Consider the following 12,555-nt stretch of genomic DNA (forward strand, 5'->3'; position numbering starts at 1 on the left):
ATAATTATTACAAGTTCTAGCGTTGCAAAAGAGGCTTAATTTTCTTTTCCACCGCTTCACGAGCTCGGAAAATACGCGAACGTACGGTTCCTACAGGGCAATCCATTACTTCTGCAATCTCTTCGTAGCTCAAACCTTCGAGCTCACGCAACGTCATTGCAGTTTTTAAGTCTTCTGGTAGCGCTTCAATCGCTCCAAAAACAACTTGTTTCAATTCGTTTGACAGCGTTAAGTTCTCAGGGTTCGATATTTCTTTTAACGCGCTGCCTGTTTCGTAATATTCTGCATCTTCTGCATCTACATCTGTTGCTGGCGGCCTACGGCTCTGGGCAACGATATGATTTTTAGCGGTGTTCACGGCAATTCGGTACAACCATGTATAGAAGGCACTCTCGCCACGAAAGTTAGGTATCGCGCGGTAAGCTTTAATAAAAGCTTCTTGTGCTACATCAGGTACATCACCGGAATTATTCACGTATCGAGAGATAAGATTACAAACTTTATTTTGGTACTTAACCACTAGTAAGTTAAAAGCCTGCTTATCTCCACTCTGAACTCGCTCAATCAACACTTGATCGGTTAGCTGCTCGTTCATTCGAGCGGGTACTCCTATTGTTATAACCCTTACCTTCACAGATATGGGTACTAATTATGCGAAATGTAGTATTGACACCACCGTCTACAAGAGCACTATTGTGACTAAGCCAAATACCGAAAGTTCCAACTTTCTTAAAATTATTTGCCATTATTGTTTCACAATGTGATGTAATAAAAATAGCTATCCCTATCAATTTGGGGAAACTTGAGCAAAAGCAATGGTATTGAGCAATTAAATATTTCTAGATAGCTGTCTGTACATTGATTTTGTGTAGCGTTTTAGGATGACTCTGGAGAGATTATAACAGTCTTAGCCAAACTCCTAAAACAAGACAACGTCAATTGAGAGTGGACAACTCGACTATAGCCCGGGATTTAATAAGTTTTATGAACGCAAACCGTGAACATCAGTGTGATGTATTAGTGGTAGGAAGTGGTGCGGCAGGCTTGTCATTAGCCTTACGTGTAGCAGAACATGCAAAAGTAATTGTATTAAGCAAAGGACCACGCAGCGAAGGATCGACGTATTACGCACAAGGTGGTATCGCCGCGGTGTTCGATGAGTCGGACAGTATTGAGTCTCATGTAGAAGATACTCAAATTGCTGGGGCTGGGTTATGCGAAGAAGATACAGTTCAATTCATTGCTGAAAATGCTAAAGAGTGTGTGCAATGGCTGATTGATGGTGGTGTTCCATTTGATAAAGATGAGAACAGCACGGAAGGCCAACCAAAATATCACCTCACTCGTGAGGGTGGCCACAGTCACCGCCGAATTCTGCACGCTGCCGATGCAACTGGCATGGCAATGCAAACCTCACTGCAAGATAACGTCAACAATCACCCAAACATCGAGATCTTTGAGCGCCACAATGCGCTAGATTTGATCACAGAAGATAAGGTTGGTGGTTCGAAAGACAAAGTTATCGGTGCCTACATTTGGAACCGTAACCAAGAACACGTTGAAACCGTGCGCGCTAAATTTGTTGTGTTAGCAACAGGCGGCGCTTCAAAAGTTTACCAATACACCTCTAACCCAGATGTCTCTTCAGGTGATGGTATTGCTATTGCTTGGCGTGCAGGTTGCCGTGTAGCCAACCTTGAGTTCAACCAGTTCCACCCGACTTGCTTGTTCCACCCAGAAGCGCGTAACTTCCTACTGACGGAAGCACTACGTGGTGAAGGTGCCTACCTGCGTCGTCCAGACGGTTCCCGCTTCATGAAGGACTTCGACGAGCGTGGTGAACTGGCTCCGCGTGATGTGGTTGCTCGTGCGATTGACTTCGAAATGAAGCGCCTAGGTGCCGACTGCATGTATGTTGATATCAGCCACAAGCCTGAAGAGTTCATCACCACGCATTTCCCAATGATCCACACTCGTTTGATGGATTTAGGGATTGATATGACCAAAGAGCCGATCCCGATCGTACCTGCTGCGCACTATACCTGCGGTGGTGTGATGGTGAATAAGCAAGGTCAAACCGACTTAACTAACTTATATGCGATTGGTGAAGTGAGTTACACCGGCTTACACGGTGCGAACCGCATGGCGTCAAACTCACTGCTTGAATGTGTTGTTTATGCTTGGGCAGCAGCAAAAGATATCGTTGAAAACATCGACCAATCTCAACTGTGCGCTGAACTGCCTGCATGGGACGAAAGCCAAGTCACCAACAGTGATGAAGAAGTGATCATTCAGCACAACTGGCACGAGCTAAGACTGTTCATGTGGGATTACATGGGTATTGTTCGAACGGATAAACGTCTAGAACGTGCAATGCGCCGTATTCAGATGCTGCAGCAAGAAACTCATGAGTACTACAGCTACTTTAAGGTTTCGAACAACCTATTAGAACTGCGTAACTTGCTACAAGTAGCTGAGCTTATGGTTCGCTGTGCGATGCAACGTAAAGAGAGCCGCGGCTTACACTACACGTTGGATTACCCAGAACTTGCAAAAGACAGTGGCCCAACGATTCTGACGCCAGAGAGAAACCAGTCGTAATCATTATTTGAAAGCTATTAGCTAATCAACTAAACGCAATCAAACGAAAAGGAGCTTAGTGCTCCTTTTTCTTTTATCTCGCGTTCTCATTTGCCTCGTGCGATCGTTGTAAGTTCACCAGAAAGTGGCGATATTCACGCTCACGACAACTATCACGCCAAAGCATTACCGAATGCCCACATTCGAATTTTAGTTTGACGAAAAACTGTGCCCAGATCTTATCAACAGACTTAAGTGTGTAGGATTGGTCATTGAGTCGAATCTCGCCATCTTCTTTATAATCAAAGCATCCATGTGCTGTATTCAAGATTACATGATTGGCTTTAAACAAACTGAACATTAAAGCTAAACAATAGAGGGCAACAACGAGCGGGATAGAAGAAAAGACGATGAAAAACAAAAGGCACCCAGAAACAGTGCCTTTTGCAAATAATGCGGAATATGAAGGTTTAAGCTGAAGCTTAACGAACCTTGCTGAGGTTATGCGCGACAATTTTATCAACCATTGAAGCATGGCCTAGATTTTCACTGCGCCCATGTCCCATAACCCAAGTAAACAAATCTGGGTCATCACACTCAAGTAGAGAAACAAACTCACGCTGTTCCTGCTCTTGCAATGAATCAAAACACTCTTCAAAAAATGGCATGATGACTACATCAAGTTCTAACATGCCACGACGGCAACCCCATTTAATTCGTGCTTTCTGCTCTGCAGTGTACATTGGCTATCCTCACCTATAATTTTTCTTTCTCGGAGTGTAACAAGTCATACGCTCTGCAACTACTATGTGAGTCACAGTCCCTATCTAAGCTCACAAAAAAACCTAGGCTGACAAAGAAACAGAACCGGATTAACATAGAGCCAAATAAAATTCTTAGGAAAGATAAAATGGATTGGAAAAACACATTTCAGCCGCTCGCTCATACGCAAAATGAATCGCTTCCAGAACTGATGATGACACACGTGTCGGATTGGAGCGCAATCACCATGATAGGCGATGACAAAAAGTCGTACCTACAAGGTCAAGTTACGTGCGATGTCGTCACTCTTCCTAATGATGAATCTACATTAGGTGCGCATTGTGATGCGAAAGGAAAGGTTTGGAGTATCTTTCGTTTGTTCCACCACAATGGTGGTTACGCTCTTATGCAGCCTAAATCGGCAATTGAAGTCGAGTTAGTTGAAATCAAGAAATACGCCGTGTTCTCTAAAATTGATATCGAGCAGACGTCTGACGTTGTTATCGGAATCATGGGCACTTCAGCGAACCAATACGTTGATTCGATTGCAGAGGGTCAAGGTAAAGTGCGTACTATCTCTGGTGGTACAGCCGTTCAAGTCTCAGACAACCGTTGGGCTCTACTTGTTACTCAAGAAGCAGCCGAAGCCTTGGTATCAAGCAGCTCAGCTGAAAAAGTATCGGAAGCGCTTTGGCAGTATCATGAAATTCTTGATGCTCAGCCTAACCTATCAAAAGCAGAGCAAAACGAGCACATCCCTCAAGCTCTTAACCTACAAGCGATTGGCGGTATCAGCTTTTCAAAGGGCTGCTACACAGGTCAAGAAACGGTTGCTCGTGCCAAGTACCGTGGCATGAACAAGCGTGAGATGCGCATTGTTTCTGGGACAACTTCAGATGTACTGTCTCTAGAGAATACGATTGAACTTGAACGTAGCGTTGGTGAGAACTGGCGTGGTGCAGGCCGACTATTAAACGTCTATCAATTTGCTGATAACCACGCGATGGGTTTGATGGTGTTACCAAACAACCTTGATGACGATGTTCAGCTTCGACTGACCGCGCAGCCTGATCAAACATGGAATATCCTGCCACTGCCTTACAGCCTTGACGACGAGTAACCACGTGGAAACACTGATTACACAATGGCTGGATCAACAGCAGGTGAACTATCGCCTGCTGATGCAAAGTAAACCAACCACCAGCATCGAAGAAACAGCTCAAGAGCGAGGCATCGACGCCTCTCAAATGGTGAAGTGTATTTTGCTCAAGGATATGGGCAACCAATATGCGTTGGCCTGTACTGCTGGTGATCGCTCTGTCGACCCCAAGAAAGTACGCTCGGTACTGAATTGCCGTCGAATGACCTGTGTATCACTCGCTGATGTTGAAACGATCACAGGCTTTAAGGCTGGGTGTGTTGGCCCTCTTGCTCTAAAGAGATACATGCCGATCATTTTTGATCCTTCAATTCAAAAAAACTCGACGGTTACTATTAGCTCGGGTGATCGAATGGCTGGTGTTGCGCTGGATCCCAATGATCTTATGGCCCTTTGCGCACCAACCGTTGCTGACATCAGTCGATGATCTTTTCGATCGCGTCATCGTTCGCAAACTTCAGTACAACTTTTCATTGAATACATTTTTAGTGTGAAGTTCGTCATAAGAAGAATACGTCAATAATAAATAGTTACTCAAAATAAAAGCATAAGTAGTCACAAAGGCAAATTTACGTTATTGTGAATTTACTGACTAGCTTTTAAGCAAATCAGTACAAGTGAATCCACTGAGTAACATCAGTATCCACTTTTGTGTAATGCATCTGTGACTATTCGCCCGTTTTAGACGGGCTTTTTTTTGTCAAAAATTTACAATTTGATTACACAAACAAAAAAATCCCGCCTATTCTTATACTTGTAACATTATCACTGCTTAATACCGGACAGGAAAGTTCACAGCAGTTCACTACTCAGTATTATTTTGGGGAGGAGCTCACGTAAAAATAGATATTTACTGAAGAAAGTGCTTAGAACAGCACAAATATCTAATTCACGTCAACTCTACTGCATATTACTCCATGCTTATCACAATTATTATCTCGGAGTTTTTCTATAATATGCAGGCTAGGTAAATATAAGGATAATTAAAATGAGACTGTTTAAGCGCTATACACCGAGTATGATTGCTAAACATGTAAGTCGACTTTTCAAAGGACGAATCTACATTTACGGCGTAGGAAAATTTGAGTTTGATAACGGTAAACTCGTGCTGCCAGACCGAGCAGAAAGGCGTCACTTTCAAACGGTAAAAGAAATAAATAGTGAAATCATGAAACTGCGCTGCGCATACGCATGACCTGATTATCTACAGAATTAAAAACAAAAAGGGTTGGCATAATGTCAACCCTTTTTTCGTGTTCAGATTGAGTCAATGGCAATCAGCTCCAGCTGCTGACCATCAACAACGCCTCACCCGTGCGCGACTATTGATTTGCGATTGTTGATTATTGGTGCGTAACTGGACGCTTGGCTAGATCAGGAAGATTGCCTGACAAACCCAGTGCTCGCTTCATGATTTCATCTTTCGCACCCGGTAATTGACCCGCGAGCTTCATACCGATACCACGAATCAGCTTCTTGGCTGGGTTATCGCCTTCAAACAGATCTTTAAAGCCCTGCATTGACGCAATCATCTTCGCCGCCTCAGCTTTTCTCCAGCGTTCATAGCCACGAAGGTTACGTTTAGTACCAATGTCCTCGCCAGCAGCCCAAAGCGTTAACAGCTCTTGCGCTAAGCTTGCTGCGTCTAATAGGCCAAGGTTCACGCCTTGCCCTGCTAACGGATGAATCGTATGAGCAGCATCACCAACCAAAGCGACACGCTCTACAGCAAAGTCACGTGCATAGCGCATACGTAATGGGAAGGCAAAACGCTCACCAACCACTTCACATAAACCAAGTTTTGAGTCGAACTCTGCCGTTAGCTGCTTATTAAAATCAGCATCCGACATGGATACAAGCTTCTCGGCACGATTAGGCTCCGTAGACCAAACTATCGAGCTCATGTGGCTTGGCTGCATTGGTAGGAATGCCAATGGCCCTTGTGGTGTGAATATCTGACGAGCAACGCTGTGGTGTTGCTCTGTGGTCTTGATATTCGCGACAATCGCGCTGTGTCCGTAATCCCAATGTGTTAATGGGATATCTTGTTGTTTGCGAACCCAAGAGTTTGCGCCGTCCGCTCCAACAACCAACTTAGCGGTCAGTGCTTGGCCATTATCTAGCGTTAGCCATGCTTCGCTTTCACCAATCGCCATCGTTTTGCACGTCGCGGGCATGTACAGGCTGACATTATCTTGCTTCTTCACCTGATCAAGCAGTGCGAGTTGAATCACACGGTTCTCAACAATATGACCGAGATTCGGCTGAGCCAAACGTGTCGAGTCAAACTCAATACGAGCAAAGCTATCTTGTTCCCACACCTCCATCGCTTGGTAAGGTGCAGCACGTCTTTGTTCAATGCCTTGCCATGCGCCTAGGTTACGAAGAATCACTTCACTAGAGCGGCTCAATGCCGACACACGCACATCAGGCAATTCGCTAAGCCCTTCACTGGGTGCCCTGCCTTCAATGACGGCAATTCTTAGGTCACTGTCTTTCAACGCAGCAGCAAGCGCTAGGCCAACCATGCCTCCACCAACAATCGCGATATCAACACTTTGCATCATTATTTTTCTACCTTATCTTTCTACTAGGCCAAGCGTATGACGCAAAAGTGGACCTTTAAGTGGTGGAAGGTTATCAATTACGGCTAACCCAAGATTACGCCCAATGCGAGCGGTCAAAAAATCGTTTGAGAATAAATGGACTAGGCTTGATGTCAGCGTAATCGTCGTGTCTCTATCTTGTTCTCTACGTTTTCTAAAGTTAACAAGCCCATTGTAACGCCCAACATCATCGAGTTGAGTACACAACTCTTCCGCCAAGGAAGCCACATCACGAATGCCAAGATTAAAGCCTTGTCCTGCAATTGGGTGAAGCGTTTGAGCGGCATTACCAATAATCGCAAATCGATGAGAGATATTTTGCTGACGATGACGAAGAATCAGTGGGTAACTGGCACGCTTGCCTACCTTCTCGAGTCGGCCAAGTCGCCAACCAAAGTCATTCTGCAACTGCTCAATAAATTCGTTGTCGTTTAGCGTCATCACTTTTTGCGCTTGCTCCGGTGACAAACACCAAACCAGCGACAAACGGTTGTCACTCATCGGTAATAGAGCGACTGGCCCATGATGAGTAAAACGCTCAAATGCGCGACCTTGGTGAGGTTCGCTAGCCACGATATTGGCAATCACAGCAACTTGTTCAAAGTCATGCTCATTCAATGAGATATTGAGTTGCTGACAACAGGTTGAGATAGCACCGTCAGCTGCAACCAGTAACTTAGTCGTTATGGTTTGCCCACTTGTCAGCTCAATCGTCGTTAGCGAGTCTTCACGTTCGACTTTACTGACAGACTCAGGGCAAAACATCGTAATTGCAGCTTCGGACTCAAGCTTCTGCTGATAGATTCGCCCCACATCCGCCAACTCCACCACGTAGCCAAGCGCATCAACAGCAAGCTCTTCACTGTAGATGTCCGTCATTCCGGCATGCCCTCTATCCGATACATGGATATCTTTAATCGGGGTTGCTACCGGTGCGATAGATTGCCACAAATGCAAAGAATCAAGGATCTGCACCGTGCCATAAGACAAAGCGATCGAACGAGAATCAAAGCCAGGATGAGCTTGATGATCAACCTGATAAGGCTCTACTACCGCGATCGACAGTGAACCTTGACTGAGGTGATTCAGAGCAAGGGCTAAGGTCGCCCCTGCCATTGCGCCACCAGCAATTACAACATCATACTGAGCCATTATAACCTCAAACCGACAAGCGGATTAATGAATGGTTGGAGCCGCATCTTCAGATGGGCGAGCACCGAATTCAGCATGAATCGTTAGCGCACACGCTTTTACGTGTTCAATAACGTGCTCTAGAAGCTGCGCCTGCTCTTCCATATCATCTTCTTCATCGATACCCAGCTTTGCCATCTCTTCAAGATCAGCCAAAGCTTCTTTGGTACCGTCAGACGCTTTATTCAATTGAGCCCCAACCAAGCCTAAGCCAGAAATAAAGTGGTTAATCCAATCAGACACACCGTCCGCAAGATCAAACAGGCTTGCGCTTGCGTCTTCGTCCGGCAACAACATAGACAGCTCCATGCCTGAACCTGTGATTTCGCTGGTCGTTACTTTTAGCGTTGCTTCCGCAAGCGTTAATGCGCGATCTGGCCAGCCCATACCTTCATTGGTGTAATCAAAGATCAGTGGTTGCCAGCTTTTATCTGCCAGGTTTAAGCCTCCGCTCAACATACCCGTTAATAAACCATGCATCTCAGCAGGGTTTACGGCTAGGCTTGCCGATTGAAGTTCAGTCGCAACCGTTAGGTAGTCAGGTAAAGTAGTTTCGCTCATCAGATAGCTCGCTCAGTTATTCTTTATATCGATAGTATAATCGTACCACTTCACCCCAATTCTGATAAGCATCGATCCTGAGCAATTGAAGGATGACTGACTACCAATTGTTCAATTTGCTGAATTACTGTGTGCTCAAGCTCTCATTTACAAACAGTCACTCTGAAAAGCTTGAATCTTAATAGCGGTTTACCTATAGTTTCTCCCTCAGAGGAGATTGCTTCCTCATCGGTACTTGCACTTTTTCTTTGTAAAAATATGATTAAGGGCAACAGCCTTAAATAGTGCGTTAAAGAGTTCATCCATCATGAGTAATCAAGCGGTAGACGTTGAAATATTAGGAAAACTGACTCGAGTGAATTGTCCCCCAGGGCAAGAAGAGTCATTGATTGCAGCGGCGGCCGATCTTGATAATCGATTGAAAGAGATGGCTGAACGTACTAAGGTAACCAATGAAGTGAAGCTGCTAACGATCGCAGCTCTGAACATTTGCTATGAATTACAAACGAAGAAGTTTGAAGCAAATGATGAACAAAACGCACTGACCGAGCGAATGGAACAGCTCACGACATCACTTTCAGATGTCCTCAGTAAAGTTAAGCACGGACAGCAATAGCGTACACAAAATTTACCCTGGAGTGTTTGTCAGAGGATTCACGTCCCCGAGCCGATAAGCAATCCCTAAGGGTTAGTACTTGAGTGCTATTGAGCATGCTCGGTCCGCCGAGAAGCCTACGGTAATCATTGCTGATCCGCCTTGAACTCGCTGGTTCAAGGGCCATCTATTCTCAACGGCACTTTGGGGTATCCCTTCTTATGAAGACGCTCACACGCAGCGAATTTCGCAAACAGATCCGTATCAAACGCAATGCCTTATCTGGCGACCAACAAACTCAATCCAGTATAGACTTAGTTAAGCAGTGCATGCAGCTTGATGAGATTCAGTCAGCTCAACATATTGCCCTCTATATCTCTATCGATGGCGAACTCGATACCCAGCCGTTAATTGAATGGTTATGGGCGCAAGGCAAGCAAACTTATTTACCAGTATTACACCCCTTCTCTGCCGGACATCTGCTGTTTCTACATTACTCTCCAACCACACCCACTGTTTTGAATAAGTACGGCATTGTCGAACCTCAACTCAATCAAATGCTGGTTAAACCTTGTCAGCAACTCGATCTCATTGTGACTCCCCTTGTAGGCTTTGACTCTCAAGGGCATCGCTTAGGCATGGGCGGCGGATATTACGATCGTACCTTGGCTCGATGGTTTGAGACTGGTGAAGGCGCAACGCCAATTGGTTTGGCTCATGATTGCCAGCATGTCGATACACTGCCAATTGAAGAATGGGACATTCCGTTACCTAAAATCGTGACTCCGAGTAAGACTTGGCAATGGGAAAACAGCCATTAAAGCGCTATAATCGCGCCGCAAACGTTAACCTCGATATCCAAACGTTAACCCAATACCCAAACGTTAACTTCAATACGCGAACGATTAATTCACAGCGCAAGACCTTATTCAGGAGAATGGCATGACTCAAGATGAAATGAAAAAAGCAGCTGGCTGGGCAGCACTTCAATATGTTGAAGAAGGCAGCATTGTAGGTGTAGGTACTGGCTCTACAGTAAATCACTTCATCGACGCACTGGGCACAATGAAAGAAAAAATCAAAGGTGCGGTTTCAAGCTCTGTAGCCTCTACTGAAAAACTAGAAGCGCTAGAAATCAAAGTATTTGAGTGTAATGACGTATTCAAGTTAGACATCTATGTTGATGGCGCAGATGAGATCAACGGTTCACGCGACATGATCAAAGGCGGCGGTGCAGCTTTGACTCGTGAAAAAATCGTAGCGGCTATCTCGGATAAGTTTATTTGTATTGTTGACGGTACTAAAGCCGTTGATGTGTTGGGTAAATTCCCACTGCCTGTTGAAGTTATCCCAATGGCACGTTCATATGTTGCACGTGAACTAGTAAAGCTTGGTGGTGACCCAGTTTACCGCGAAGGTTGCACAACTGATAATGGCAACATGATCCTAGATGTATACGGCATGGCGATCGAAAACCCGAAACAATTAGAAGATATCATCAACGGTATCGCTGGTGTGGTTACGGTTGGTCTATTTGCTCACCGTGGTGCTGATGTGGTTATCACAGGCACACCTGAAGGTGCAAAAATTGAAGAATAAATAATAGAAGATTGAGTTTTTCTGTTACTTCATTACATACGGTGCCCAAGGGCGCCGTTTTTTTTGCTTTTCGGCTGTAAAATTATGTCTTATTCCGTAATTTTCTTACCCAAAACATTTTTTTTTTGTTACTTTATTGTTCAGAAGACGCACAGGGAAAACGTTTGTCTCCTGACAAAATGGTGAATAAGTTCCTCTTTTAGCCGTTTTGTAGCACGTGCGCCGCATTTGCCCAACCTTTCCATTTTAAGGACGAGAACAATGGCCAAAGTTTCACTGGAAAAAGAAAAAATTAAAATTCTACTTCTAGAGGGTCTTCACCCTTCTTCTGTAGAAGTACTGCAAGCCGCTGGTTACACAAACATTGAGTACCATAAAGGCTCACTACCTGAAGATGAACTTCTTGAAGCAGTGAAAGATGCTCATTTCATTGGTATCCGTTCTCGCACCAACATCTCCCAAGAAGTTATTGATGCAGCTGAAAAGCTAGTTGCAGTCGGTTGTTTCTGTATTGGTACTAACCAAGTTAACCTTCAAGCGGCAGCAAAACGCGGTATCCCTGTTTTCAATGCACCGTTCTCAAACACTCGAAGCGTTGCTGAGCTGGTTCTTGGTCAAGTTCTATTGCTACTACGCGGTATCCCAGAGAAGAATGCTCTTGCTCACCGTGGTATCTGGAAAAAGAGTGCTGACAACTCTTACGAGGCTCGTGGTAAGCGTTTAGGTATTATTGGCTACGGTCACATTGGTACTCAGCTGGGTATTATTGCTGAAAACCTGGGTATGCGAGTTTACTTTTACGATATCGAAAACAAGCTGTCTTTGGGTAACGCAACTCAAGTTCACACTATGACTGACTTGCTGAACAAGTGTGACGTGATCTCTTTGCACGTACCTGAAACCAATGAAACGAAGAACATGATGGGTAAAGAAGAGTTCGAGCGCATGAAGCCTGGTTCTATCTTTATCAATGCTGCACGTGGCACGGTAGTAGATATCCCAGCTCTGTGCGGCGCCCTAGATTCTGGTCACCTTTCAGGTGCAGCAATCGATGTATTCCCAACGGAACCAAAAACCAATGCTGACCCATTTGAGTCACCATTGATGCAGTTCGATAACGTGATCCTAACGCCTCACGTGGGTGGTTCAACTCAAGAAGCACAAGAGAACATCGGTGTTGAAGTAGCAGGTAAGCTTGCAAAATACTCTGATAATGGCTCAACGCTATCAAGTGTTAACTTCCCTGAAGTATCATTACCACTGCATACAGGTGCTTCTCGCCTGCTGCACATTCACGAAAACCGTCCGGGTATCCTAACTCAAATTAACACCATCTTCGCAGAGGAAGGGATTAACATCGCAGGTCAGTACTTACAAACTGCAGCAGATATGGGTTATGTGGTTATCGACGTGGAAGCGAATCGTTCAGAAGAAGCTCTGCTTAAACTGAAAGAGATCGAAGGCACAATTCGTGCTCGTCTACTTCACTAATCATCGAATTA

General features: G+C 44.9%; 14 protein-coding genes and 1 other RNA gene. 9 read left to right on the forward strand and 6 right to left on the reverse strand.

Going from position 1 to position 12,555, the window contains the following annotated elements; all coding sequences use genetic code 11:
• Window positions 1-16: 16 nt before the first annotated feature.
• The gene (gene rpoE, locus OCU90_RS14760) at window positions 17-595 is read right to left on the reverse strand and encodes an RNA polymerase sigma factor RpoE (RefSeq protein ID WP_004735377.1); all 579 of its coding nucleotides are present in this window, start codon (window positions 593-595) and stop codon (window positions 17-19) included.
• 389 nt (window positions 596-984) lie between these two features.
• Between rpoE and nadB the strand changes: the two genes are divergently transcribed.
• Complete coding sequence (gene nadB, locus OCU90_RS14765) at window positions 985-2,601, forward strand: L-aspartate oxidase (protein WP_017084322.1); 1,617 nt, start codon at window positions 985-987, stop codon at window positions 2,599-2,601.
• A 73-nt stretch (window positions 2,602-2,674) separates the two neighbouring features.
• Here the strand turns inward: nadB and OCU90_RS26120 are convergent, their stop codons facing one another.
• Both OCU90_RS26120 and OCU90_RS14770 read right to left on the reverse strand, forming a co-directional pair.
• The gene (locus OCU90_RS26120; RefSeq protein WP_308822225.1) at window positions 2,675-3,115 is read right to left on the reverse strand and encodes a protein YgfX; all 441 of its coding nucleotides are present in this window, start codon (window positions 3,113-3,115) and stop codon (window positions 2,675-2,677) included.
• Entirely contained in the window at window positions 3,063-3,323 is a 261-nt protein-coding gene (locus OCU90_RS14770; protein WP_004735374.1) for an FAD assembly factor SdhE, read from the reverse strand. The genes OCU90_RS26120 and OCU90_RS14770 overlap by 53 nt, the downstream gene beginning before the upstream one ends.
• Before the next feature lie 167 nt (window positions 3,324-3,490).
• Between OCU90_RS14770 and ygfZ the strand changes: the two genes are divergently transcribed.
• The 3 genes from ygfZ (at window position 3,491) to OCU90_RS14785 (ending at window position 5,696) form a co-directional block, all read left to right on the forward strand.
• Window positions 3,491-4,462 carry a tRNA-modifying protein YgfZ gene (gene ygfZ / locus OCU90_RS14775; RefSeq protein WP_061022541.1) on the forward strand — a complete coding sequence of 324 codons (972 nt, stop codon included), beginning with the start codon at window positions 3,491-3,493 and terminating at the stop codon, window positions 4,460-4,462.
• A 4-nt stretch (window positions 4,463-4,466) separates the two neighbouring features.
• Window positions 4,467-4,928: an aminoacyl-tRNA deacylase gene (locus OCU90_RS14780; RefSeq protein ID WP_061022551.1), complete on the forward strand. Its 462-nt coding sequence runs from the start codon at window positions 4,467-4,469 to the stop codon at window positions 4,926-4,928.
• A 561-nt stretch (window positions 4,929-5,489) separates the two neighbouring features.
• On the forward strand, window positions 5,490-5,696 hold the full coding sequence (locus tag OCU90_RS14785; RefSeq protein WP_004735370.1) for a DUF1107 domain-containing protein: 207 nt from the start codon (window positions 5,490-5,492) through the stop codon (window positions 5,694-5,696).
• A 148-nt stretch (window positions 5,697-5,844) separates the two neighbouring features.
• Here the strand turns inward: OCU90_RS14785 and OCU90_RS14790 are convergent, their stop codons facing one another.
• From OCU90_RS14790 to OCU90_RS14800, 3 genes are read right to left on the reverse strand one after another with little or no spacing between them, the layout of a single operon-like run.
• Window positions 5,845-7,068 carry an FAD-dependent 2-octaprenylphenol hydroxylase gene (locus OCU90_RS14790; protein ID WP_061022542.1) on the reverse strand — a complete coding sequence of 408 codons (1,224 nt, stop codon included), beginning with the start codon at window positions 7,066-7,068 and terminating at the stop codon, window positions 5,845-5,847.
• Between the two features lie 12 nt (window positions 7,069-7,080).
• On the reverse strand, window positions 7,081-8,259 hold the full coding sequence (gene ubiH, locus OCU90_RS14795) for a 2-octaprenyl-6-methoxyphenyl hydroxylase (RefSeq protein WP_061022543.1): 1,179 nt from the start codon (window positions 8,257-8,259) through the stop codon (window positions 7,081-7,083).
• Window positions 8,260-8,283: 24 nt separating this feature from the next.
• Complete coding sequence (locus tag OCU90_RS14800; protein WP_017075399.1) at window positions 8,284-8,859, reverse strand: YecA/YgfB family protein; 576 nt, start codon at window positions 8,857-8,859, stop codon at window positions 8,284-8,286.
• Window positions 8,860-9,166: 307 nt separating this feature from the next.
• Here OCU90_RS14800 and zapA point away from each other — a divergent pair, with 307 nt between their 5' ends.
• The 5 genes from zapA to serA all read left to right on the forward strand — a co-directional run bounded on the left by zapA (window position 9,167) and on the right by serA (window position 12,544).
• Window positions 9,167-9,475 (forward strand): cell division protein ZapA, encoded by a 309-nt coding sequence (zapA, locus tag OCU90_RS14805; RefSeq protein ID WP_004735366.1) that lies wholly within the window; start codon window positions 9,167-9,169, stop codon window positions 9,473-9,475.
• Window positions 9,476-9,486: 11 nt separating this feature from the next.
• Window positions 9,487-9,669, forward strand: a non-coding RNA gene (gene ssrS / locus OCU90_RS14810) — 6S RNA.
• 6 nt (window positions 9,670-9,675) lie between these two features.
• Window positions 9,676-10,275 carry a 5-formyltetrahydrofolate cyclo-ligase gene (locus OCU90_RS14815; RefSeq protein ID WP_061022545.1) on the forward strand — a complete coding sequence of 200 codons (600 nt, stop codon included), beginning with the start codon at window positions 9,676-9,678 and terminating at the stop codon, window positions 10,273-10,275.
• A gap of 121 nt (window positions 10,276-10,396) precedes the next feature.
• Window positions 10,397-11,053 (forward strand): ribose-5-phosphate isomerase RpiA, encoded by a 657-nt coding sequence (rpiA, locus tag OCU90_RS14820; RefSeq protein ID WP_017077789.1) that lies wholly within the window; start codon window positions 10,397-10,399, stop codon window positions 11,051-11,053.
• A 261-nt stretch (window positions 11,054-11,314) separates the two neighbouring features.
• Window positions 11,315-12,544, forward strand: a complete 1,230-nt coding sequence (gene serA / locus OCU90_RS14825) for a phosphoglycerate dehydrogenase (protein ID WP_017077788.1) — start codon at window positions 11,315-11,317, stop codon at window positions 12,542-12,544.
• The last annotated feature ends 11 nt before the right edge of the window (window positions 12,545-12,555 follow it).

This window comes from Vibrio splendidus (assembly GCF_024347615.1).
In the GTDB taxonomy this organism is placed as follows: Bacteria; Pseudomonadota; Gammaproteobacteria; order Enterobacterales; family Vibrionaceae; genus Vibrio; species Vibrio splendidus.

Bases quoted from the DNA above. Each gene is read 5' to 3' on its own strand.
- serA (WP_017077788.1), top strand. From the start codon at position 11,315: ATGGCCAAAGTTTCACTGGAAAAAGAAAAAATTAAAATTCTACTTCTA.
- ubiH (WP_061022543.1), bottom strand. From the start codon at position 8,259: ATGGCTCAGTATGATGTTGTAATTGCTGGTGGCGCAATGGCAGGGGCG.
- OCU90_RS14785 (WP_004735370.1), top strand. From the start codon at position 5,490: ATGAGACTGTTTAAGCGCTATACACCGAGTATGATTGCTAAACATGTA.
- zapA (WP_004735366.1), top strand. From the start codon at position 9,167: ATGAGTAATCAAGCGGTAGACGTTGAAATATTAGGAAAACTGACTCGA.
- OCU90_RS14800 (WP_017075399.1), bottom strand. From the start codon at position 8,859: ATGAGCGAAACTACTTTACCTGACTACCTAACGGTTGCGACTGAACTT.
- nadB (WP_017084322.1), top strand. From the start codon at position 985: ATGAACGCAAACCGTGAACATCAGTGTGATGTATTAGTGGTAGGAAGT.
- rpoE (WP_004735377.1), bottom strand. From the start codon at position 595: ATGAACGAGCAGCTAACCGATCAAGTGTTGATTGAGCGAGTTCAGAGT.
- ygfZ (WP_061022541.1), top strand. From the start codon at position 3,491: ATGGATTGGAAAAACACATTTCAGCCGCTCGCTCATACGCAAAATGAA.
- OCU90_RS14770 (WP_004735374.1), bottom strand. From the start codon at position 3,323: ATGTACACTGCAGAGCAGAAAGCACGAATTAAATGGGGTTGCCGTCGT.
- OCU90_RS14815 (WP_061022545.1), top strand. From the start codon at position 9,676: ATGAAGACGCTCACACGCAGCGAATTTCGCAAACAGATCCGTATCAAA.
- OCU90_RS26120 (WP_308822225.1), bottom strand. From the start codon at position 3,115: ATGCTTCAATGGTTGATAAAATTGTCGCGCATAACCTCAGCAAGGTTC.
- OCU90_RS14790 (WP_061022542.1), bottom strand. From the start codon at position 7,068: ATGATGCAAAGTGTTGATATCGCGATTGTTGGTGGAGGCATGGTTGGC.
- rpiA (WP_017077789.1), top strand. From the start codon at position 10,397: ATGACTCAAGATGAAATGAAAAAAGCAGCTGGCTGGGCAGCACTTCAA.